Here is a 21,416-nt window from a genome sequence, read left to right on the forward strand (position 1 = left end):
TCGCTTACCTTGCCGCCGCCATCAAGGCCTCAATGGCGTCTGCGTCTTTCACTACGCTCGCGGTCAGGTTTTCATTGCCGTCGGCGGTGATCAGAATATCGTCTTCGATGCGGATACCGATGCCGCGGTACTCCGCCGGCACGTCCGCGTCCGGCGCGATATACAGCCCCGGCTCGACGGTCAGCACCATGCCGGGCTCCAGCGTGCGATCGCGATTAGGCGTGCCGTAATGGCCGACGTCGTGCACATCCAGCCCCAGCCAGTGGCCCAGCCCGTGCATGTAGAATTGGCGGTGCGCCTGCTCGGCGAACAGCTGTTCCACCTCCCCCTTCATCACCCCCAGCTCCACCAGCCCGGCAATCATGATACGCACCACTTCGTCGTTGACTTCACGAATGCTGATGCCCGGTTTGAACAGCGCCAGAGCGCGCAACTGCGAGGCCAAAACAATGTCGTACACCGCGCGCTGCGGCCGGCTGAATTTGCCGTTGACCGGGAAAGTGCGGGTGATGTCGCCGGCGTAGCCCTGGTACTCGCAGCCGGCGTCGATCAGCACCAGATCGCCGTCGCGCAATTCGCTTTCGTTCTCGGTGTAGTGCAGGATGCAGGCGTTTTCACCGCTGCCGACGATGGTGTTGTAAGACGGATAACGGGCGCCAAGGCGGGTGAATTCGTGATGGATTTCCGCCTCCAGCTGATATTCGAACATGCCCGGACGGCATTTTTCCATCGCGCGGGTATGCGCCAGCGCGCTAATCTCGCCGGCACGGCGCATGATCGCCAGCTCCTCCGGCGATTTGAACAGGCGCATATCGTGCAGCCACGGCCGCCAGTCGGTCACCGTCGCCGGCGCCTGCAGGTTCTGGCGGAACCCCTTGCGCAGCTTGTCCAGCGCGCCGAACAGGATCCGATCGGCGTATTCGTACTCGCCCTGCGCATGGTAAACCACGTCCAGCCCGTTGAGCAGCAGGTGCAACTGCTCGTTGATTTCGTCGAACGGCAGCGCGCGATCCACCCCCAGCTTCGCCGGCGCGGCCTCTTGCCCGAGGCGGCGGCCGAACCAGATTTCCGCCGTCAGATCGCGAACCCGGTTGAACAACACGCTGTGGTTATGCGTCTCGTCGCTCTTGATCAGCACCAGCACCGCCTCCGGCTCGTTGAAGCCGGTCAGATACCAAAAGTCGCTGTTCTGACGGTAAGGATATTCCGAATCTGCACTGCGCGTCGCTTCCGGCGCAGAGAAAATAACCGCCGCGCTGGCCGGAGCCATTTTCGCCAACAGCGCCTGACGGCGGTTGTTGAATTCCTGCTGAGTCATTACCTTCTCCTGAAATCAATTCATCCGCACTCACCGCTTGCGGACCGGCAACAATATGAGGTTTAGTGCAGCGTCGGTTTGATGTTTTCCGGCGCCGTCGGTTTCTGGCGCGTGAATTCACCGTGGCACAGAATGGCGGCGACCCGCACATACTCCACCACTTCTTCCAGCGACTGCTCCAGCTCTTCCTGATCTTCGTCTTCGTCGTACCCCAGTTGGGCGATATTGCGCAGATCGTCGATGGCTTCGCCCACTTCATCCTTCACCTGGGCCAGCTTCGGCTGCATCATGCCCAATCCCAGCAGGAAGTGGTTCACCCAGCCGGCCAGCGCATCGGCGCGGTCGAATACGCTGACGATTTCGCCCTCTGGCAACAGCAGCTGGAACATGAACTCGTCGTCTTCCAGGGTTTCTTTTGTCATTTCATACAGTTGCTGCAGCGGCTGGCTCAGCGTCTGCGGGAAGGCCACGCCTTCGTTGGTCAGATCGTGCACCAGCGCCTGCCAGCCGGCGTCACGGCTGCCGCCGCACAGCAGGCCGCTGATCAAACCGTGCATTTCTGCCGCAGTCAGCGCTACCGCCTGCTGATTGAGGGCAACGGTCAAAGATTGGTAACTTGGAAATGTATTCTGTATAGACATGCGCATTCGTCATCGTTGGCAGGATAAGTTCGTGTTATGCTACCACCAAGGTCCGTCGCTATACCAGATAAGCGCGACACCTCAGTGGCTAGTTATAATCGTGATGTGGCAGGTTTCACACTGCGCCGGCGAGGGGCAAGATGGCGGTAAATACGCATTTTGAAACCCTTTTTTGACTGGTAATGTCTGTCACAGTAGATTACAACCAGGTACTGAAAAAGGGGTTGTATCTTGGTACCGAGGTATATATAGTGGCGCCCGCTTTGACGGCCCGGCAAGGGCAAACCGGAGCTGGCGCGAAATTTAGGCAGGAAGGTGGCATGTCTGCACAACCGGTAGATATTCAAATTTTTGGCCGCTCGTTAAGAGTCAATTGCCCGCCAGAACAACAAGATGCGTTGAACATGGCGGCGGACGATCTTAACCAACGGTTGCAAGATCTTAAAGTTCGCACTAGAGTCACAAATACTGAGCAGCTGGTTTTTATCGCGGCATTGAACGTTTGTCACGAACTTGCTCAAGAACGGTTGAAAACCCGTGATTATGCGTCCAATATGGAACAACGCATTCGTATGCTGCAACAGACCATTGAACAGGCATTGCTTGAACAGGGTCGCATCTCTGAACGTCAGGATGCACAATTCGAATAACTTAAGTTGTTGAAAGCTAAAATTTTCAGCAGCGAGTACAAAATTTCTCTGAGATGTTCGCCAGCGGGCCAGTCCCCTGAGCCGATATTTAGTACCAACAGAATGTGATGATCCGCGATCGGTGTGCATGCTCGGCCCGCCGAGAAGCCTTAAGATTGCGACAGCACGTTCACCTTGAACCATGGGTTCAAGGGTTACAGCCTGCGACGGCATCTCGGAGATTCCCCATTCTCAGCGGTTTATGTGTGCTGCACGGCCACATTGAGCAAGCCTGACACCATGTCTTTTCAACCTCGGTTTTCCCAACAGCGCCAACGCATTCGCCAGCAAATTCGCCAGCGCCGACGCGAACTTACGCCCGAACAGCAGTATCTTGCCGCCCAAAAAATTGCCGCGCGCGTCGCCACGCATCCGCGAATTGCGGCGGCGCAAAACGTTGCGGTGTTTTTGTCGTTCGACGGCGAGCTCGATACCGCCCCGCTGATCGAGCGGCTGTGGCGATTAGGCAAACGGGTTTACCTGCCGGTGCTTCACCCTTTCAGCCCGGGCCATCTGCTGTTCCTGCGCTATACCCCGCATACCCCGCTGGCGCCCAACCGTTTCGGTATTCTGGAACCGCGGCTCGACGTGCGCCAGGTACTGCCGCTTGGTGCGCTGGAGGTGGTATTGGCGCCGCTGGTCGCCTTCGACGACGCAGGCCAAAGGCTGGGGATGGGCGGCGGCTTTTACGACCGCACCTTGCAGAACTGGCAACGCGGCGGCCCCTATCCCATCGGGCTGGCCCACGACTGCCAGCAGGTGGAACGCCTGCCGACCGAACGCTGGGATATTCCGCTGCCGGAGATCCTGACCCCGTCGCGCGGCTGGGCATGGCCTGGCGTTGAATAGCAAAAAGGCCGGAGGATCCGGCCTTTTTCATGCGTACGCTTGCGCTATCAGAGCAACAGGCGAGCGCGGATGGTGCCGTCGATGGCCTTCATGCGCTGCAGCGCGGCGTCGGCGCGTTCGGTTTCCGCTTCGACGTCGATCACCACATAGCCGATTTCCGGGCCGGTTTGCAGGTACTGCGCGGCGATGTTAACCCCTTCTTCGGCGAAGATCTGGTTAATCTGCGTCAGCACGCCTGGGCGGTTTTCGTGGATATGCAGCAGGCGGCTGGCGTTAGGGCCATGCGCCGGCAGCGAGACTTCCGGGAAGTTGACCGCCGAGAGGGTCGAACCGTTGTCGGAGTATTTGGCCAGCTTGCCGGCCACTTCGTCGCCGATGTTCTCCTGCGCTTCCTGGGTGGAGCCGCCGATGTGCGGCGTCAGCAGCACGTTGTCGAACTCGCACAGCGGCGAGTTGAACGGATCGCTGTTGGTCGCCGGCTCTTCCGGGAAGACGTCGATCGCCGCCCCGGCCAGGTGATTGCTGGCCAGCGCGTTGCACAGCGCGGGGATATCCACCACGGTGCCGCGCGAGGCGTTGATCAGAATAGCGCCCGGCTTCATCAGCGCCAGCTCTTCCGCGCCCATCATATTCTTGGTCGACAGGGTTTCCGGCACGTGCAGCGTCACCACGTCGCTCATGTTGAGCAGATCGGACAGATGGCGCACCTGCTGAGCATTGCCCAGCGGCAGCTTGTTCTCGATGTCGTAGAAGAACACCTTCATGCCCAGGCCTTCCGCCAGAATGCCCAGCTGGGTGCCGATATGGCCGTAGCCGATAATGCCCAGCTTCTTGCCGCGCGCTTCATATGAGCCGACGGCCAGTTTGTGCCACACGCCGCGGTGCGCCTTGGCGTTGGCGGCCGGAATGCCGCGCAGCATCAACAGCAGCTCGCCCAGCACCATTTCGGCCACGGATCGGGTATTGGAGAATGGCGCGTTAAACACCGGAATGCCGCGTTTGGTCGCCGCTTTCAATTCAACCTGGTTGGTGCCGATGCAGAAACAACCCACCGCAACCAGTTTCTCTGCGGCGGCGAAAACCTCTTCGGTCAGATGCGTGCGCGATCGGATGCCGACGAAGTGCGCATCGCGGATGGATGCCTTGAGCGATTCGGTGTCTAACGCACCTTTATGGTATTCAATGTTGGTATAACCGGCGGCACGTAAGTTATCTACCGTGCTCTGATGAACCCCTTCCACCAACAGGAATTTAATCCTGTCTTTCTCCAATGATACTTTTGCCATTTACCCGACCCTATGTTCAGACTTCAGAAGCGGCTGTTGTGAAACAGCACCCATCCAACATAACAAAAATAACGCGGTCGGCAATACAAACGATTGCCTGCCCGGCAGTACAAGGCTCAAGGTTGCTAACGGTTTCTGGCAGAAAATGCCACAGGGAAAGATTTCGACAGAAGCTTTAGGGAGCCAGCGTCAGTAATGTGACATAAGTCACCAAATTTGGCGCATTCGAGAAAAGATGTTTTAGCCAGTGAATTATGCGGCCGGGAAGCCCCCCCAGGCCGCAGGCGGTGATTTATTCTACGACCTTCACGCCCTCCGGCGTACCGACCAGCGCCACGTCCGCGCCGCGGTTGGCGAACAGGCCGACGGTGACCACACCGGCGATGCCGTTGATTTTGTTCTCCAGCGCCACCGCGTCGGTGATGCTCAGGTTATGCACGTCGAGGATCACGTTGCCGTTGTCGGTCACGACGTTCTGGCGATACTCCGGCAGACCGCCCAGCTTCACCAGCTCGCGCGCTACGTAAGAGCGGGCCATCGGGATCACTTCCACCGGCAGCGGGAATTTGCCCAGCACGTCCACCTGCTTGGAGGAATCGACGATGCAGATGAACTTGCGCGCGATGGCGGCGATGATCTTTTCACGCGTCAGGGCTGCGCCGCCGCCTTTGATCATCTGCATATGGGCGTTGATTTCGTCCGCGCCGTCGACGTAGATATCCAGCGAGTCCACTTCGTTGCTGTCGAACACGTGAATGCCGAGGCTTTTCAGCTTGGCGGTGGAGGCGTCGGAACTGGATACCGCGCCCTCGATCTGATGCTTGATGGAGCCCAGCGCATCAATAAAATGGGCGGCGGTCGAACCGGTGCCCACCCCGACGATGGTGCCCGGCGTCACGTACTCCAGCGCCGCCCAGCCAACCGCTTTTTTCAGTTCATCCTGCGTCATAATATGTCCATTGCCTATGTACGAAAACCTGTGCGTATTATAGGGTAAAACGCGATTTTTCACTCAGGCAGGATCACACTTCTTCACCCTGAGCCGCATTTTTAGCCGCGCCGCGGCCAGATGACCGCGTGATTTTTACACCTGCGCAACCTGCAAAATGTGGCATAGTGCCGGTATCAATTTAATTTAAGGGATATCTTTCCGATGAAACGCCCAGACTATCGAACGCTGCAAGCGCTGGACGCGGTGATCCGTGAGCGCGGCTTTGAGCGCGCTGCACAAAAACTCTGCATCACGCAATCGGCGGTATCCCAACGCATCAAACAGCTGGAAAACCTGTTCGGCCAACCGCTGCTGGTGCGCACCGTGCCGCCGCGCCCCACCGAGCAGGGGCAAAAATTGCTGGCGCTGCTGCATCAGGTTGAGCTGCTGGAAGAAGAGTGGCTGGGCAACGACACCGGCGTGGATACCCCGCTGCTGCTGTCGCTGGCGGTCAACGCCGACAGCCTGGCGACCTGGCTGCTGCCGGCGCTGAAGCCGGTGCTGGCCGACTCGCCGATCCGCCTGAATATGCAGGTGGAAGACGAAACGCGCACCCAGGAACGGCTGCGCCGCGGCGAAGTGGTGGGGGCGGTGAGTATTCAGCCGCAGCCACTGCCGAGTTGCCTGGTGGATCAATTGGGCGCGCTGGACTACCTGTTCGTCGCCTCGAAAAGCTTCGCCGAGCGCTATTTCCCGAACGGCGTCACCCGCTCTGCGCTGTTGAAGGCGCCGGCGGTGGCGTTCGATCATCTCGACGATATGCATCAGGCGTTCCTGCAGCAGAACTTCGATTTGTCGCCGGGCAGCGTGCCCTGCCACATCGTGAATTCGTCGGAAGCCTTCGTGCAGCTGGCCCGCCAGGGCACCACCTGCTGTATGATCCCGCATCTGCAGATTGAAAAAGAGCTGGAGTCGGGGGAACTGATCGACCTGACGCCGGGGTTGTACCAGCGCCGCATGCTGTACTGGCACCGCTTTGCGCCGGAGAGCCGCATGATGCGCAAAGTGACCGACGCGCTGTTGGCGCACGGCCGCCAGGTGCTGCGCCAGGATTAAACGAAAAAGGTTCGCCGCGGCGAACCTTTTTAATTGCCGCTGACCCGCCGTTACTGTGCGGCGTTGCGCTGCAGTTCGAACACCACATCCACCTGATCGTCGAAGTGAATGCTTTGCTGTTCATAGGTTTGCGCCACATCGCTTTCCGCCGCCGCGCCCGCGGCCTTGTACATCCGCGCCACCGGCATCGGCTGGTAGTTGGCGACATGATAGCGAATGCTGTATACCGGCCCCAGCTTGGCGTTGAAGCCTTTGGCCAGTGAAGCGGCCTGCTGGGTGGCGTTTTCGATGGCCTTCTGGCGCGCCTGCTCGCGGTAGACGTCCGGCTTGGCGACGCCCAGCTCAACCGCGCGGATCTCGTTCAAACCGGATTTCAGCGCGCCGTCCAGCAGCTCATTCAGCTTGTCCAACTGGCGCAGCGTCACCTGCACCTGGCGCACCGCGCGATAACCTTTCAACACCGATTCGCCGGTTTTCAGGTAATCGTATTCCGGCTGAGTACGCAGGTTGGCGGCGCTGATGTCTTTCTTCTCGATGTTATTTTTCTGCAGGAAATCGAAGTATTGCGCCACGCGCTCATCCACCTGCTTTTTCGCCTGCGCGGCGTCTTTGGAAGACACGCTGACTTCGATCGCCAGGGTGGCGATGTCCGGCGTAGCGTCGACGCTGGAGGTGCCTGACGTGACCACGTGCGGGCCTTCCGGCACTTCGGCCGCCTGCAGCGCCAAAGGTAACGTCCCTAATCCAACCATTGCGGCCATAGCCAATGCTTTAAGCTTCACAGTGTCTCCTTATGAGGGCTGTCTCTGATTACCGGCCCCCCAGTGAGAACGGCCGGTTCCTTGGCATAAAACCTAGCATATCGCGCGGTGATTTAAATTCGGATTAGTGACAAATTCTTATAAATTTGCCCCCTGCCAGGCCAGCTGCAGCGCGATGCCCCACATCACCAGCCCCACCAACCCATTGATGATGCGCTGCGCCAGTTGGGTGTTCAGCCAGGGCGCCAGCCAGGAAGCCAACAACGCCAGCCCGAAGAACCACACCACCGAGGCGCTGACCGCGCCCAGCGCGAACCAGGAGCGCACGTCCGCCGTCAACTGGCCGCCCAGGCTGCCCAGCACCACGAAGGTGTCCAGATAGACGTGCGGGTTCAGCCAGGTGACCGCCAGCATGGTAACCACGATGCGCCAGCGGCTCTGCGCCAGCGCCTGAGTCACCGCCTGCACAGGCTGCGGGCTGAACGCGGCGCGGAATGCGCCCCAGCCGTACCACAGCAGAAACGCCACGCCGCCCCAGGTCACCAGCCCCAGCAGCAGCGGCGAACGGGTCAGCAGCGCGCTGCCGCCAAAGATGCCGGCGCAGATCAACAGGATATCGCTCAGCGCGCACAGCGCGGCGATCATCAGGTGATACTGGCGGCGAATGCCCTGATTCATCACAAAAACGTTTTGCGGGCCCAGCGGCAGGATCATCGCGGCGCTCAGGGCAAAGCCCTGCAAGAAAACGGCAAGCATGGTATTCCTCGAAACAGTAAAGGCGCCGGACGAGGGCGCGTATCGGTCAACACGCGCATCATACGAGGAAGGGATTATTAGGTGAAATTGATGTTCCTAATCAGCCATCAGAACGGCTAATAGCCAGGTTGGCGTAACGGCTCCCGGCGCCTGAGGGATGCGCCGAGCGGCCGGCCAAGTAGCCGCCACCGCATCGCCCACAACCCCCTGGCTCTGGTATAATCGGGTTTCTACGCCATGCCAGCCAAAGCGGCTTTGGATCAGGCCCATTCCAGAAGGAACTGGACGCCTGCACTGCCCTCCAGCCAGCCCCACACCAGCCTAATGAAAGTGGAACGCCCATGAGCCCAAATACCGCTCGCATCAGTGAGATCATCGATCAGGCGAAGATATCCCCCTACCAGACCCTGATCCTCAGCCTGTGTTTTCTGATAGTCCTGCTGGACGGTTTTGATACCGCCGTTATCGGCTATATTGCCCCCGCCCTGCGCGAAGAATGGAGCCTGCAGCCTGCACAGCTGTCGCCCACCTTTGGCGCAGGCTTGTTCGGCCTGCTGCTCGGCAGCCTGATCTTCGGCCCGATCGCCGATGCCATCGGCCGCAAACGCGTGTTGCTCGCCTCGATACTGATTTTTGGCGGCGGTACTTTGGCCTCGGCCTATACGAACTCGATCGCGTCGCTGACCCTGCTGCGATTAATCACCGGCATCGGTTTGGGAGGCGCCATGCCCACCTGCATCACGCTCAGTTCCGAGTACTCGCCGGCGCGCCGGCGAATGCTGATGGTCACCCTGAGTTGGAGCGGCTTTACGGCGGGCCTGGCATTGGGCGGCATGCTGGCCGGGCAGATTATTCCCACTTACGGTTGGCGCGGCGTGCTGATGCTCGGCGGCATTGCGCCGCTGCTGTTGCTGCCGCTGCTGGCCTGGCAAATGCCCGAATCGGTGCGCTTTATGACGTCCAACCCCAAATACGCCGACAGCCTGCGCCGGGTCGTCGGGCGCATCACCGGCAAAAGCTGGGCGGGGGTGACGATTATCGATGACGAACGCTCCGTGCAGGCCAGATCGCCGATTTCGCACCTGTTCACCGAAGGCCGCGCGGTGCGCACCCTGCTGCTGTGGCTGGCCTTCTTCTGTTCGCTGTTCGTGTTCTACCTGCTCACCAGCTGGCTGCCGAGCATTCTCAAAGACGCCGGTTACGATATCGCGCACGCGTCGCGCATTGGGGCGATGGTGCCGCTGGGCGGTACGCTCGGCGCCATTTTGATGGCGCTGCTGATGGACCGTGTCGGGCCATACAAAGTGCTGGCGTTGTCTTATTTGGGCGCCGCGCTGGTGGTTGGCGCCACCGGTTACCTGATGGGCGACGTCTATACGCTGGCCGCCGCCGTCTTCCTCATCGGTTTCGGCGTGGCGGGCGCGCAAAACGGCCTGAACCTGGTCTCCACCACCCTCTACCCAACCGCCGCTCGCGTTACCGGGGTAAGCTGGGCGATGGCCAATGGCCGCTTCGGCTCCATCGTCGGCTCGATGCTCGGCGCCTGGATGATTAGCGCGGCGGGCAGCGCCGAGGCGTTCTTCATCTGGCTGGCGCTGCCGGTATTGGTGGGCTCCGCCGCCATCTTCCTGCTCTACCGGCTCAGCCGAAGCCGCCGCAAGCCGGTCGCCGCTCCCCTCACCCGCACCTGACGGCAAAAACAAAAAGGGGGCCGAAGCCCCCCTTTCGCTTATTCCGCCTTGGCGGACGCGTCTTCAGTACGATACAGATGAACGTCCATCTGCGGGAACGGAATGCCGATATTGTTGGCATCCAGCGCGCGCTTGAAGTTTTCCATCAGGTCGAAGTACACGTTCCAGTATTCTGCGTTGGTGGTCCAGGAGCGGGTGACGAAATTCAGCGAGGACGGCGCCATTTCGTTCAGACGCACGGTCACGCCTTTAGCGTGCATGATGCGTTTGTCGGCGGCGATCACGTCACCCAGCACCTTCTTCACCACGTCGATATCGGCGTTGTAGGCAACGCCCACCACGATATCCACGCGGCGGTTCGGCTCGCGAGAGTAGTTGATGATGTTGCCGGCGATGATTTTGCCGTTCGGCACCACGATGGTTTTGTTGTCGGCGGTGCGCAGCGTGGTGGAGAAAATCTGCACCTGATCGACGGTACCGGCCACGCCGCCCAGGTCAACGTACTCGCCTACCCGCAGCGGACGGAAGATAACCAACAGCACGCCGGCGGCAAAGTTGGACAGCGAGCCCTGCAGCGCCAGGCCAACGGCCAAACCGGCGGCGCCCAGCACGGCGATCACCGAAGTGGTCTGCACGCCAACGCGCCCCAATACCGCGATAAAGGTGAAGGCCAGCACGCCGTAACGCACGATCGCCGACAGGAAGTCCGCTACCGTGGCGTCGATGCCGCGCAGCTTCATCACGCGGTTTAACGCATTGCCGACCACGCGGGCGATGATCGAACCGATGATCAGGATAACGATGGCGGCGACAACGTTCACCGCGTACTGGATCAGCAGATCCTGATTCTTCACCAGCCAATCGCCGGCGCCGTTGATGCCGTCTACTACATTCAAATCTTTCATTCGTGTCGTCCTAACTCTGCCCCTAAAGGGATAAACGCGCAAAAATACACCGGCCTCTTTGGCCAGTAGGAAACCACCGCATTAGGGTAACCAACATTAAAGCCGCATGCCAACCGTAAGCGTTAAAAATAGCCGAAACACCGTCCGCGTCTTCTATGCTGAACACAGCGCTCTCGCTTTTTAAGACAAGGATCCCGCCCGCCATGCACATTCGCTCCTCGCTCAGGCACTACTGGCAGGTTCGGCCCCGGCTGCTGTTTTCGATCGGCGCCGGGCTGCTATGCTTTGCGCTGCTGCCCGCGCAGCTTTCGCTGCTGCAGCGATTGATGATTGGCTGGAACGTGCTGGCCTGGCTTTACCTGCTGTTTTTGTGGCGGCTGATGCTGGTGAGCACGCCAACGCATATCCGCCAGATCGCCCGCTCGCAGGACGAAAGCGCCAGCAAGGTGCTGGCGTTAGTCAGCATCGGCTGCCTGGTGAGCATTCTGGCGATCCTGTTCGAGCTCGGCAGCGCCAAACAGGTCAGCGATTCATTGAAAACTCTGCATCTGGCGCTGACCGGCGCCACGCTGGCGGTGTCCTGGCTGCTGCTGCCGACCGCTTTCACCATGCATTACGCCCACCAGTTTTACCGCCAGGGCGCACAGCAGGATCCGCTGCCGCTGCTGTTTCCCGGCAATCTCACCGAACCGACCTATATGGATTTCGCCTACTTCTCGTTCACCATCGCGGTGGCGTCGCAAACCGCCGACGTGGCGGTCGGCGCAGCCGAGGTGCGTAAAATCACCCTGCTGCAGTCGGTTATCTCCTTCGTGTTCAATATGGTGATCCTGGGGTTGTCGATCAACGTCGGCGCCGGCCTGCTGGGCTAGAAACGAAAAAGGCTCCCGATAGGGAGCCTTGCATGTCTTGCAGCAGGTGCCGAAGATTACAGAACGTCTACCGCGTTCAGATCTTTGAAGGCCTGTTCCAGACGGGTCACCATGCTGGTCTGCGCTGCGCGCAGCCATACGCGTGGATCGTAGTATTTTTTGTTCGGCTGATCGGCGCCTTTCGGGTTGCCCAACTGGCCCTGCAGGTAAGCTTCGTTCGCTTTGTAGTACTGCAGGATGCCGTCCCAGGTCGCCCATTGGGTGTCGGTGTCGATGTTCATCTTGATCACGCCGTAGCCTACAGACTCTTTGATCTCTGCGTCGGTAGAACCGGAACCGCCGTGGAACACGAAGTCCAGGCTGTTGTGCGGCAGGTTGTATTTCTTGGACACGTAGTCCTGAGAATCACGCAGGATGGTCGGGGTCAGCTTGACGTTACCTGGCTTGTAAACGCCGTGCACGTTACCGAACGACGCAGCGATGGTGAAGCGCGGGCTGATGGCGTGCAGTTTTTCGTAGGCGTAAGCCACGTCTTCCGGCTGGGTGTACAGTGCGGATGCGTCCATATGGCTGTTGTCCACGCCATCTTCTTCACCGCCGGTGCAGCCCAGTTCGATTTCCAGCGTCATGCCGATCTTGGCCATGCGGGCCAGATACTTGCTGCAGATCTCGATGTTTTCTTCCAGGGACTCTTCGGACAGGTCGATCATATGGGAAGAGAACAGCGGTTTGCCGGTAGCGGCGAAGTGTTTCTCACCGGCGTCCAGCAGGCCGTCCAGCCATGGCAGCAGTTTCTTCGCGCAGTGGTCGGTGTGCAGGATAACCGGCACGCCGTAATGCTCTGCCATCTGGTGAACATGGTGTGCACCGGAGATTGCGCCCAGAATCGCTGCGCCCTGCGGGACGTCAGTCTTCACGCCTTTGCCGGCGATGAACGCCGCGCCGCCGTTGGAGAACTGTACGATGACCGGCGCACGCACCTTCGCCGCTGTTTCCAGCACGGCGTTGATGGAGTCGGTGCCCACGCAGTTAACCGCCGGCAGCGCAAAGTTGTTCTCTTTAGCTACTGCGAATACTTTCTGAACGTCATCACCCGTGATGACACCCGGTTTTACGAAATCAAAAATTTTAGACATGTTTCTTTGTCCTGTTTCGTCAGCCTAGATGGAGGTAAATCGATTTTTCACGCCGCGCCGCCGTTGCCGCGCGGTATAAAACAAACGGGCGGCTTTCGCCCCCCGTTGTCTGAATTACTGCTTAGCGCGCTCTTCCAGCATCACTACGGCCGGCAGTGGTTTCCCTTCCACGAATTCCAGGAAGGCGCCGCCGCCGGTAGAGATGTAGGAGATTTTGTCAGCGATACCGAACAGGTCGATTGCTGCCAGAGTGTCGCCGCCGCCGGCGATGGAGAAAGCTTCGCTATCGGCGATCGCGCGGGCGACAATTTCGGTGCCCTTACGGAAGTTAGGGAACTCGAATACGCCAACCGGGCCATTCCACAGAATGGTTTTGGCGTTCTTCAGGATAACGGCCAGACGCTCGGCTGAGACGTCGCCCATATCCAGAATTTGCTCGTTGTCTTTGATCTCGTTGGCCTGCTTCACGGTGGCCACCGCGTCTTCAGAGAACTCGGTCGCTACGCGCACGTCGGTCGGCACCGGAATGTCGCAGGTTTCCAGCAGTTTCTGCGCGTTCGGGATCAGGTCCGGCTCGTACAGCGATTGGCCTACGTTGTTGCCCTGCGCCGCCACGAAGGTGTTGGCGATGCCGCCGCCGACGATCAGCTGATCGGCGATTTTGGACAGCGAGTCCAGCACGGTCAGCTTGGTGGACACTTTAGAACCGCCCACGATGGCGACCATCGGACGCGCCGGATTGCCCAGGGCTTTGCCCAGCGCTTCCAGCTCTGCAGACAGCAGCGGGCCGGCGCAGGCCACGGGCGCGAACTTGCCTACGCCGTGGGTGGAAGCCTGCGCGCGGTGCGCGGTGCCGAAGGCGTCCATCACGTACACGTCGCACAGCGCCGCGTATTTCTTGGACAGGGTTTCGTCGTCTTTCTTCTCGCCCTTGTTGAAACGGACGTTTTCCAGCACCACCAGTTCGCCCTCGGCGACGTCGACGCCATCCAGATAGTCTTTCGCCAGACGAACTGGGGATTTCAGATGATCTTTCAGGTAGTTAACTACTGGCAGCAGGGAGAATTCTTCGTTGTACTCGCCTTCGGTAGGGCGGCCCAGGTGGGACGTTACCATTACGCGGGCGCCTTGTTTCAGCGCAGCTTCGATAGTCGGCAGGGAAGCGCGGATACGCGCATCGGAAGTCACTTTACCGTCTTTCACTGGTACGTTCAGATCGGAACGGATCAGTACGCGTTTACCCGCCAGATCCAGATCGGACATCTTAATTACAGACATGGTGAACCCTCTTAGTTGAATCTCTATAAACTAGAAACCGCTGGCGGCCATTGCCCGTGTTGTATCCAACATCCGGTTGGCAAAGCCCCATTCATTGTCGCACCAGACCAAGGTCTTAATCAGGTGCTGCCCGCTGACCCGCGTCTGTGTACCGTCAACGATAGCGCTGTGCGGGTCATGGTTAAAATCGATCGAAACTAATGGTAGTTCCGTGTAATCAACTATACCACGAAAAGAACCCCGTGCGGCCTTTTGCAACAGCTGGTTGACCTCTGTCACTTTCACCGCTGAACTCACGCTGACGCTGAGATCGATCGCCGTCACGTTAATGGTCGGCACGCGCACGGAAATCGCCTCGAACCTATCGCAAAACTGCGGGAAAATACGGGTGATGCCTGCGGCCAGCTTGGTGTCGACAGGAATAATCGACTGGCTCGCCGCTCGGGTGCGCCGCAAATCCGCGTGATAGGCGTCAATCACCGGCTGATCGTTCATCGCCGAGTGGATGGTGGTCACGGTGCCGGATTCGATGCTGTAGGCATCGTCCAGCAGCTTGATCACCGGAATAATGCAGTTGGTGGTGCATGAGGCGTTAGACACGATGCGATGCTCCGCCAGCAGCGTCTGGTGGTTGACGCCAAACACCACGGTGGCGTCCAGATCGTGGCCGCCCGGGTGGGCAAACAGCACCTTCTTCGCTCCCGCCGCCAGGTGGGCTTCGCCATCCGCCCGGCTGCCGTACACGCCGCTGCAGTCCAGCACCACGTCAACGCCCAGCTCGCCCCAGGGCAGCAGCTCTACCGCCGGCTGATGCAGCAGACGGATAGCATCATCGCCAACGCTCAGCGTGTCGCGCTCCTGGCGCACGTCCCAGGCGAAGCGACCGTGGCTGGAGTCGTATTTCAGCAGGTGGGCCATCCCCTCGGCGTTCGCCAGTTCGTTGATCGCCACCACGGAAATTTCCGCTCGCCGTCCCGATTCGTACAGTGCGCGCAATACGCTGCGGCCAATGCGGCCAAAGCCGTTTATCGCTATGCGGATGGTCATGCTGCTCCTGAAAAAGGGCCTTCCCTCGCCGGGCGAACTCACCGGCGCCGGGCCGGCGCTGACTGGTTATCTGAATAACCCGCATAGAGTAGTGTATCGTACCGCCCGCTGTGAATCGCCGCGTTGCATTATTCCTCGGCGCCGGCGCGATGCCGCCGCCCTCACTCCGGCGTTTCTGCTGAAGACCGCATCAACTGAAACGCTTCAGCCGAGCATAAACCAAAGTTTTGGCAAAAGGAACAGATGCAGCGAACCGGCAAGCAACGGGAAGGAGTTTTACGAGAATAAGATGATCTAGCGCACACTTTTGGCCTGAGCCGCGGCCAGAGACAACCGGCAGAAGGCCGAATTTATCGTCGAAAGACCGCGCCCCGAATCGGGACGCGGTGATTGCCGGGGGGCTTACTCTTTCGGAAACACCCACAGATGCTCCGTCGGCAAGGAAAGCCGGCACAGCGCCTGCTCGCGCACCTCGCTGCCGTAGGCGCGCACCACAAAATCCTCGGCGACGGTGCGGAACAGGTACTCCCAGCGGTCGCCGAGGTACATGCTGGTCAGCAGCGGCAGCTCAAGCTGGTTGCCCTGCGGATCCTCGCCCAGGCGCACGCGCTCCACGCGGATCACCGCGATGCCCTCCTGGCCGACCTGCAGCCCTTTGCCCGCCACGCCCCACAGTGACCAATCCTTGCCTTCAATGCGCGCCCTGTCGCCCTCCAGCGCCACTACCTTGCCGGGCAAGCGATTGTTGCTGCCCATAAACTCGGCGGTAAACAGCGTGGACGGCGCGCCGTACATCGCCTGCGGCGTGCCCTGCTGTTCAATTTTGCCGTTGTTGAGCAGCAGGATGCGATCAGAAATGGCCATGGCTTCGTTCTGATCGTGGGTCACCATCAGCGCCGACAAGCCGAGCTTGATGATCAATTCACGCAGGAACACCCGCGCCTCTTCGCGCAGCTTGGCGTCGAGGTTCGACAGCGGTTCGTCCAGCAGGATCACCGGCGGGTTGTACACCAGCGCGCGCCCTATCGCCACGCGTTGCTGCTGGCCGCCGGACAGCTGATGCGGATGGCGCTGGCCCAGATGCCCCAACCCCAGCTGCTCCAGCACCGCCTGCACCCGCTGGGTGATTTCCGCGCCGGCGATTTTGCGCAGCTTCAGCGGATAGGCGACGTTTTCAAACACCGTTTTATGCGGCCACAGCGCATAGGACTGGAATACCAGCCCCAGATTGCGCTCCTCGGCGGGAATTTCGCTGCGCGCGCTGCCGTCGTACACCGCATTGCTGCCGATGACGATACGCCCCTGAGTCGGTTTCTCCAGCCCGGCCACCGCACGCAGCAGGGTGGTTTTCCCGCTGCCCGACGGCCCCAGCAGGGAGACCACTTCCCCTCGTTTCAGCTCCATGGACACCCCTTTCAATACCGGGTTGTCGCCATAGGTCAAATGCAGGTTGTCTACCGAAAGTTCAATCATGTAGTTTCACTCCAAAGCGCAGGGCGATACCCAGCCCCAACACCACCAGCAGGATGTTAATGAACGACAGCGCGGCGACGATATCGATAGCCCCCGCCGCCCACAGGGAAACCAGCATCGAGCCGATGGTCTCCGTGCCCGGGGAGAGCAGATAAACCCCGGTTGAATATTCACGTTCGAAGATCAGGAACATCAGCAGCCACGAGCCGATCAGGCCGTAGCGCGACAGCGGAATGGTGACGTGGCGGGTGATCTGCCCACGGCTCGCGCCGGTGCTGCGCGCGGCCTCTTCCAGCTCCGGCCCCACCTGCAGCAGCGTAGAGGAAATCAGCCGCAGGCCGTAGGCCATCCACACCACGGTGTAGGCCAGCCAAACGCTGAAGATGGTGCTGCGCAGCGAACGCAGCCAGACGATGAGGTTTTCCCGCAGCCATTCGGCCACCGGCAGCACCGACAGCCAGCCCTCTTTCAGCGACTTGTCCAGCCACATCGGCAGGAACAGGAACACCCACAGGAACGCCAGGCCGGCCAGCAGCCCCGGCACCGCGCGCGGCACCAGCACGCTGTAGTCGAGAAAGCGCGTCGCGCCGTCCGGCTTGCGGTGCATGGCGATGCCGATAAAAAGATAGCAGCCCACTGCCAGCGCCCCACCGATCACCCCGATGGCCATCGAGTTGACGATAGCGCGCAGCAGGTTGGGCTGCTGCCAGATGGTGCGGAAGGTATTGAGGGAGAGCTCGTCCCAGATTGACACACCCACCCCCCAGTTGGAGATAAAGGCGCGCAGCACCACCCCCACCAGCGGCACGCCGATGGTGACGGTCAGCCAGAACACCACCACCGCACCGGCCACCCAGCGCCATTTGCCCAGCGGCAGCGCGCGGGCCTGCGAGGCCTTGCCTTTTACGGTAACGAAGCGGTTGGCGGTGCGCATCAGCCGGCGCTGCAACATCACCAGCGGGATGGTGATGCAGATCAGCACCACCGCCACCGCCGCCATCAGATGATACGACGGCGTGCCCAGCTTGTTGGTTAACTGATACAGGTAGGTCGCCAGCACCAGGTTGCCTTCCGGATCGCCCAGCACCAACATCAGGCCGAACACTTCCAGCCCGAGGAAGAACAACAGTACGCCGGCATACAGAATCGACGGCCGCACCATCGGCAGGCTGACCGCAGTCATCACCTGCAGCGGCGTGGCGCCGGCGGTACGCGCCGCTTCTTCCACGTCAGAGCCAACGCTGCGCAGCGCCGAAGAGATATACAGGTAGGCGTGAGGAACGTGGGTCAGCCCGGCTATCACCACGATGCTGGCCATCGAATAGATGTTCCAGGGCACAAAGCCCAACAGCGCCTCGGCCCACAGCGAGAAAAAGCCCACCGGCCCGGCGGCCACCACATAGCCGAACCCCAGCACCATCGGCGAAACGAAGATAGGCACCAGGATCAGCGGTTCGATGAATCGGCGGCCGGGCAGATCGGTACGCACCATCAGAAAGGCCAGAATGCCGCCCAACGGAATGGCGATAATCACCAGGCCAAACGCCAGAATAAAGCCGCTTCTCAGCGCCTTGTAGAAATCCGGATCGGTAAAGATAAACTCGAAGGCTTCAAGGCTAAACACCTTGGAGGGAGAAAAAAACGGGGCCGAGAGGAAACTCTGAATGATGATAAACGACAGCGGAACATAGATAACCAGCGCGGTTATCAACACCACTAGGCCGCGCGGCAGGCTCTGCCACTTTCTGCGCCATGCTTGCATAAATTATCCCTATGGTTGTGAACGACGACGACCAAAGGGCGCGCGCCCCAGTGGCAGGCGCGCGTCCGAATGCAGTCCCTGTTATTTCGCCGCGGCGGTACGCCACTGTTTGATGTAGTCCAGACGCTTGGCCGGCTGCAGATATTCCAGCAGGCTTTCATCCACCGGGATCGGCTTCAGCGCGTTGCCCAGCAGCTTGGTCATGCCGTCGATGTCGTTCTTGCCCTCGATATCGTTGCGGATCGACGGAATATCCGCCTGATTGGCCAGAATGCTCTGCCCTTTCTCCGACAGCACATAGTCGAACCACAGCTTGGCGGCGTTGGCGTTGGCGGCCTGTTTGCTGATGAAGCTCACGCGCGACAGCACCAGGGTATAGTCTTTCGGATAGACGATGCCGAGCGACGGGTCGCTCTTGGCGCGCGCTTCGGCATAAGAACCGAGAATGTTGAAACCTATCAGGTTTTCGCCGGAAGAGACGCGCTCCATCATGGTGCCGGTCGAGGACTGCACCGCCAAGCCGCCCTTGGCCACGTCGGCTAACGTCTTGAAGTAGTTAGGATCGGCTTTGAAGTCCTGCACCGACAGCATGAACCCGACGCCGGATTTTTCGATGTCGTAAGTGGTGACTTTCTTCTTGAACTTGTCTGTCTGCCCGGCAATCAGCTTGGCCAGCGCCGCATGGGAATCCGGCACGTCGTTTTGCGGGATCAAACGCTTGTTGTAGATGAACACCACCGGCTCATAGGTCGTACCGTAAACCTTCTCTTGCCACACCGCCCACTTCGGCAGCTGCGCCTGTTCCGGGGAGGCGTATTCCTGCGCATAATCGGTCGCCAGCTTCAGAATGGTGTCCATCGAGGAGCTCCAAACCACGTCGCCGCTGGTGCCCCCCGCCGCCTGCTCGCTGATAAAGCGGTTATACAACTCGGTGCTGTTCATGTCGTTGTATTCGACCTTCACGCCCGGATACAAGGCTTCGAACCCCTGAATCAGCGGCGCCGCCGCCTTGGTGTCGGTGGTCGAATAAATCACCACCTTGCCTTCTTTCTTCGCGCCGTCGACCAACTTCTGGTAGTCGGCGGGGTAGCCCGCCGGGAAAGCGGCATAGGCGGAAGCTGAGCCCAGTATTGCTATCGCCGCCACGGTCGCGCTGATTCTTGTCATCATGATTCATCCCCTGATTACATTTAACAAACCAAAAATTAACATATATTTAATAACCTCGCTGAGGCAACGGCGTTGCTTTGTTATCTTTCGGTTTTGTGAGGTTGGACGATTTTCAGCCAATAAAAAAGCCCGATTTCAACGGGCTTTGTTCAGATAACGGGCTGAATAAACGGTGCTATGCCTGCAGCCTGGAACGCCGCCGCAGGCTGATTTTCTGCACGATGGCCACCCCGAGCAGCGTCAGGACAAACCCGCCCAGTTGCATCGGCGAGAGCGCCTCGCTAAACAGGAAATAGGCCTGCAGCGCGGCGGCCGGCGGCACCAGCAGCATCAGCGCGGTAATGCGCGTCAGGTCGCCATGACGCACCATCCAGATAAACAACGCGGTGCCGCCCAGCGAAAGCACGCCGGCCGACCACAGCAGCGAGAACCACAGCGTGGGCGAATTATCCCACTGTCCCGAGCCCATCAGCGCCGCCAACGCGCCGGTAACCAGCGCCGCGCCAAGATGCTGGATGGCGCCGGCGGCCCGCAGATCCGCCGCCGCCAGCGAAGACTTCTGCACCATGATGCCAATCGTCAACGCGACGATACTGCCAAAACCCAGCAGAATAGGCAGCAGCGCCATGTTGCCGATGTCGATGCCGGTCAGCCGCGGCGACAGCACCAATGCCACGCCGATAAAACCGATCGCCAGCCCCGCCCAGGAACGCAGGCCTATCGGCTTGCGCAGCACCAATGCAAAGATCAGCGCCGTGAACAGCGGCTGCAGGCCGCCGATCAGCGACATGACGCCGGCAGCAAGACCGTTCGCCACCGCCCACCAGCTGGCGGCGAGATACACGCCGTTCATCAGCATGCCGGTAAGCAGGTGCATGATGAACTGCCGCCCTTTGGGCCAGGCGCAGTTGGCGGCCAGCAGGGCAAACACCGCAGCGGCTGCCAGGAAACGGAAAGTCAGAAAGAGATTGGGGTCCGCATGCTCCGCCACCGCGCGAGCGGCGATGAACCCGGTCGACCAGATCAATATCAGGAAAAACGGCGCAATAACGGATTTGCGCCGATAAAAGCTTTCCTTGTGGGTAATTGTCATAGAGATACCTGAATAATGCCGTTTGTGGATCACTGCGCAGCATACTAACTAATTTAACATTGCCTTAACAGGCTTTACCGCAAGAAGTCTTGCCCTCGGTAAAAATAAAACCTGGCCAAGACGGCAGTCATTAAAGCGAAATAATATAATTCACCCAACTTATAATTCACCTTAATTTATTACATCATTGTAAATTTAGTGTTACGAAGCCGGGTTTTATTTTCGATTCTTTTCCCCTTCCCTCACGTTGTCGGCTTTTCACCCCTTTGCTAGCCTTCTGGGGGTCATTATTGTTCAGGCGGAAAACCATGGCCGAAATAACCGATTTTATGAAGCTGGATATGCGCATCGGCGAAATCATCTCTGTGGAATATAACGATAAAGCGTTAAAACCGGCCTATAAGCTGCAGATCGATTTCGGTGAAGAGATCGGCGTAAAAAACAGCTCGGCGCAATTATGTGAAAATTATAAACAAGATGAACTGCTTGGCCGGAAAGTTATCTCCGTGGTCAATTTCCCCGCCAAGCGGGTTGCCGGATTTAAATCCGAGGTATTGGTACTCGCTGCTGTCACCAGGGATAAAGGAACCGTCTTGCTGAAACCCGACTTCGACGTTGAGATCGGCAGCAAGATTTTATAAC

General features: G+C 59.5%; 21 protein-coding genes and 1 other RNA gene. 8 read left to right on the top strand and 14 right to left on the bottom strand.

Annotation, left to right across the window (positions count from 1 at the left end):
* Window positions 1–4: 4 nt before the first annotated feature.
* Together pepP and KHA73_RS19725 are read right to left on the bottom strand one after the other, a co-directional pair.
* On the bottom strand, window positions 5–1,318 hold the full coding sequence (gene pepP, locus KHA73_RS19720; protein ID WP_234586157.1) for a Xaa-Pro aminopeptidase: 1,314 nt from the start codon (window positions 1,316–1,318) through the stop codon (window positions 5–7).
* A 62-nt stretch (window positions 1,319–1,380) separates the two neighbouring features.
* A complete protein-coding gene (locus KHA73_RS19725) occupies window positions 1,381–1,959 on the bottom strand; it encodes a YecA/YgfB family protein (protein ID WP_234586158.1) in 579 nt (192 codons plus the stop codon).
* Window positions 1,960–2,279: 320 nt separating this feature from the next.
* On the opposite strand from KHA73_RS19725, the gene zapA reads away from it, so the two are divergent.
* The 3 genes from zapA to KHA73_RS19740 all read left to right on the top strand — a co-directional run bounded on the left by zapA (window position 2,280) and on the right by KHA73_RS19740 (window position 3,497).
* The gene (zapA, locus tag KHA73_RS19730; protein WP_061797030.1) at window positions 2,280–2,609 is read left to right on the top strand and encodes a cell division protein ZapA; all 330 of its coding nucleotides are present in this window, start codon (window positions 2,280–2,282) and stop codon (window positions 2,607–2,609) included.
* 42 nt (window positions 2,610–2,651) lie between these two features.
* Window positions 2,652–2,834, top strand: a non-coding RNA gene (gene ssrS / locus KHA73_RS19735) — 6S RNA.
* A 54-nt stretch (window positions 2,835–2,888) separates the two neighbouring features.
* Window positions 2,889–3,497, top strand: a complete 609-nt coding sequence (locus tag KHA73_RS19740; RefSeq protein WP_234586159.1) for a 5-formyltetrahydrofolate cyclo-ligase — start codon at window positions 2,889–2,891, stop codon at window positions 3,495–3,497.
* Between the two features lie 47 nt (window positions 3,498–3,544).
* On the opposite strand, the gene serA is transcribed toward KHA73_RS19740, so the two are convergent.
* Both serA and rpiA read right to left on the bottom strand, forming a co-directional pair.
* Window positions 3,545–4,783 carry a phosphoglycerate dehydrogenase gene (serA, locus tag KHA73_RS19745; RefSeq protein WP_234586160.1) on the bottom strand — a complete coding sequence of 413 codons (1,239 nt, stop codon included), beginning with the start codon at window positions 4,781–4,783 and terminating at the stop codon, window positions 3,545–3,547.
* Window positions 4,784–5,075: 292 nt separating this feature from the next.
* On the bottom strand, window positions 5,076–5,732 hold the full coding sequence (rpiA, locus tag KHA73_RS19750) for a ribose-5-phosphate isomerase RpiA (RefSeq protein ID WP_234586161.1): 657 nt from the start codon (window positions 5,730–5,732) through the stop codon (window positions 5,076–5,078).
* Between the two features lie 204 nt (window positions 5,733–5,936).
* Here rpiA and KHA73_RS19755 point away from each other — a divergent pair, with 204 nt between their 5' ends.
* Window positions 5,937–6,830, top strand: coding sequence for a LysR family transcriptional regulator ArgP (locus KHA73_RS19755; RefSeq protein WP_234586162.1), 894 nt, complete (start codon window positions 5,937–5,939; stop codon window positions 6,828–6,830).
* 50 nt (window positions 6,831–6,880) lie between these two features.
* Here KHA73_RS19755 and KHA73_RS19760 read toward each other — a convergent pair whose 3' ends face one another.
* Both KHA73_RS19760 and argO read right to left on the bottom strand, forming a co-directional pair.
* Complete coding sequence (locus tag KHA73_RS19760) at window positions 6,881–7,612, bottom strand: oxidative stress defense protein (RefSeq protein ID WP_234586163.1); 732 nt, start codon at window positions 7,610–7,612, stop codon at window positions 6,881–6,883.
* 117 nt (window positions 7,613–7,729) lie between these two features.
* A complete protein-coding gene (argO, locus tag KHA73_RS19765; protein ID WP_234586164.1) occupies window positions 7,730–8,347 on the bottom strand; it encodes an arginine exporter ArgO in 618 nt (205 codons plus the stop codon).
* Between the two features lie 341 nt (window positions 8,348–8,688).
* Between argO and KHA73_RS19770 the strand changes: the two genes are divergently transcribed.
* The gene (locus tag KHA73_RS19770) at window positions 8,689–10,038 is read left to right on the top strand and encodes an MFS transporter (RefSeq protein ID WP_234586165.1); all 1,350 of its coding nucleotides are present in this window, start codon (window positions 8,689–8,691) and stop codon (window positions 10,036–10,038) included.
* 38 nt (window positions 10,039–10,076) lie between these two features.
* On the opposite strand, the gene mscS is transcribed toward KHA73_RS19770, so the two are convergent.
* Window positions 10,077–10,943 (bottom strand): small-conductance mechanosensitive channel MscS, encoded by an 867-nt coding sequence (gene mscS / locus KHA73_RS19775; protein ID WP_234586166.1) that lies wholly within the window; start codon window positions 10,941–10,943, stop codon window positions 10,077–10,079.
* A gap of 203 nt (window positions 10,944–11,146) precedes the next feature.
* Between mscS and KHA73_RS19780 the strand changes: the two genes are divergently transcribed.
* A complete protein-coding gene (locus KHA73_RS19780) occupies window positions 11,147–11,815 on the top strand; it encodes a DUF1345 domain-containing protein (RefSeq protein ID WP_234586167.1) in 669 nt (222 codons plus the stop codon).
* Window positions 11,816–11,871: 56 nt separating this feature from the next.
* On the opposite strand, the gene fbaA is transcribed toward KHA73_RS19780, so the two are convergent.
* The 3 genes from fbaA to epd all read right to left on the bottom strand — a co-directional run bounded on the left by fbaA (window position 11,872) and on the right by epd (window position 15,276).
* Window positions 11,872–12,951: a class II fructose-bisphosphate aldolase gene (gene fbaA / locus KHA73_RS19785; protein ID WP_234586168.1), complete on the bottom strand. Its 1,080-nt coding sequence runs from the start codon at window positions 12,949–12,951 to the stop codon at window positions 11,872–11,874.
* Window positions 12,952–13,065: 114 nt separating this feature from the next.
* Window positions 13,066–14,229 (bottom strand): phosphoglycerate kinase, encoded by a 1,164-nt coding sequence (pgk, locus tag KHA73_RS19790; protein WP_234586170.1) that lies wholly within the window; start codon window positions 14,227–14,229, stop codon window positions 13,066–13,068.
* 30 nt (window positions 14,230–14,259) lie between these two features.
* Entirely contained in the window at window positions 14,260–15,276 is a 1,017-nt protein-coding gene (gene epd, locus KHA73_RS19795; protein ID WP_234586172.1) for an erythrose-4-phosphate dehydrogenase, read from the bottom strand.
* Here epd and KHA73_RS19800 point away from each other — a divergent pair.
* Window positions 15,275–15,574, top strand: a complete 300-nt coding sequence (locus KHA73_RS19800) for a hypothetical protein (protein ID WP_234586174.1) — start codon at window positions 15,275–15,277, stop codon at window positions 15,572–15,574. The genes epd and KHA73_RS19800 overlap by 2 nt on opposite strands.
* A 104-nt stretch (window positions 15,575–15,678) precedes the next feature.
* Here the strand turns inward: KHA73_RS19800 and KHA73_RS19805 are convergent, their stop codons facing one another.
* From KHA73_RS19805 to KHA73_RS19820, 4 genes are all read right to left on the bottom strand, one after another.
* Window positions 15,679–16,749, bottom strand: a complete 1,071-nt coding sequence (locus KHA73_RS19805) for an ABC transporter ATP-binding protein (RefSeq protein WP_234586176.1) — start codon at window positions 16,747–16,749, stop codon at window positions 15,679–15,681.
* Complete coding sequence (locus KHA73_RS19810) at window positions 16,742–18,511, bottom strand: ABC transporter permease (RefSeq protein ID WP_234586178.1); 1,770 nt, start codon at window positions 18,509–18,511, stop codon at window positions 16,742–16,744. The genes KHA73_RS19805 and KHA73_RS19810 overlap by 8 nt, the downstream gene beginning before the upstream one ends.
* Before the next feature lie 81 nt (window positions 18,512–18,592).
* The gene (locus tag KHA73_RS19815; protein WP_234586180.1) at window positions 18,593–19,681 is read right to left on the bottom strand and encodes an ABC transporter substrate-binding protein; all 1,089 of its coding nucleotides are present in this window, start codon (window positions 19,679–19,681) and stop codon (window positions 18,593–18,595) included.
* A 175-nt stretch (window positions 19,682–19,856) separates the two neighbouring features.
* A complete protein-coding gene (locus KHA73_RS19820) occupies window positions 19,857–20,774 on the bottom strand; it encodes a DMT family transporter (protein ID WP_234586182.1) in 918 nt (305 codons plus the stop codon).
* Window positions 20,775–21,082: 308 nt separating this feature from the next.
* Between KHA73_RS19820 and KHA73_RS19825 the strand changes: the two genes are divergently transcribed.
* Window positions 21,083–21,415, top strand: coding sequence for a tRNA-binding protein (locus KHA73_RS19825; protein WP_234586183.1), 333 nt, complete (start codon window positions 21,083–21,085; stop codon window positions 21,413–21,415).
* Window position 21,416: the final 1 nt, after the last annotated feature.

This window comes from Serratia entomophila (assembly GCF_021462285.1).
Classification (GTDB): domain Bacteria; phylum Pseudomonadota; class Gammaproteobacteria; order Enterobacterales; family Enterobacteriaceae; genus Serratia; species Serratia entomophila.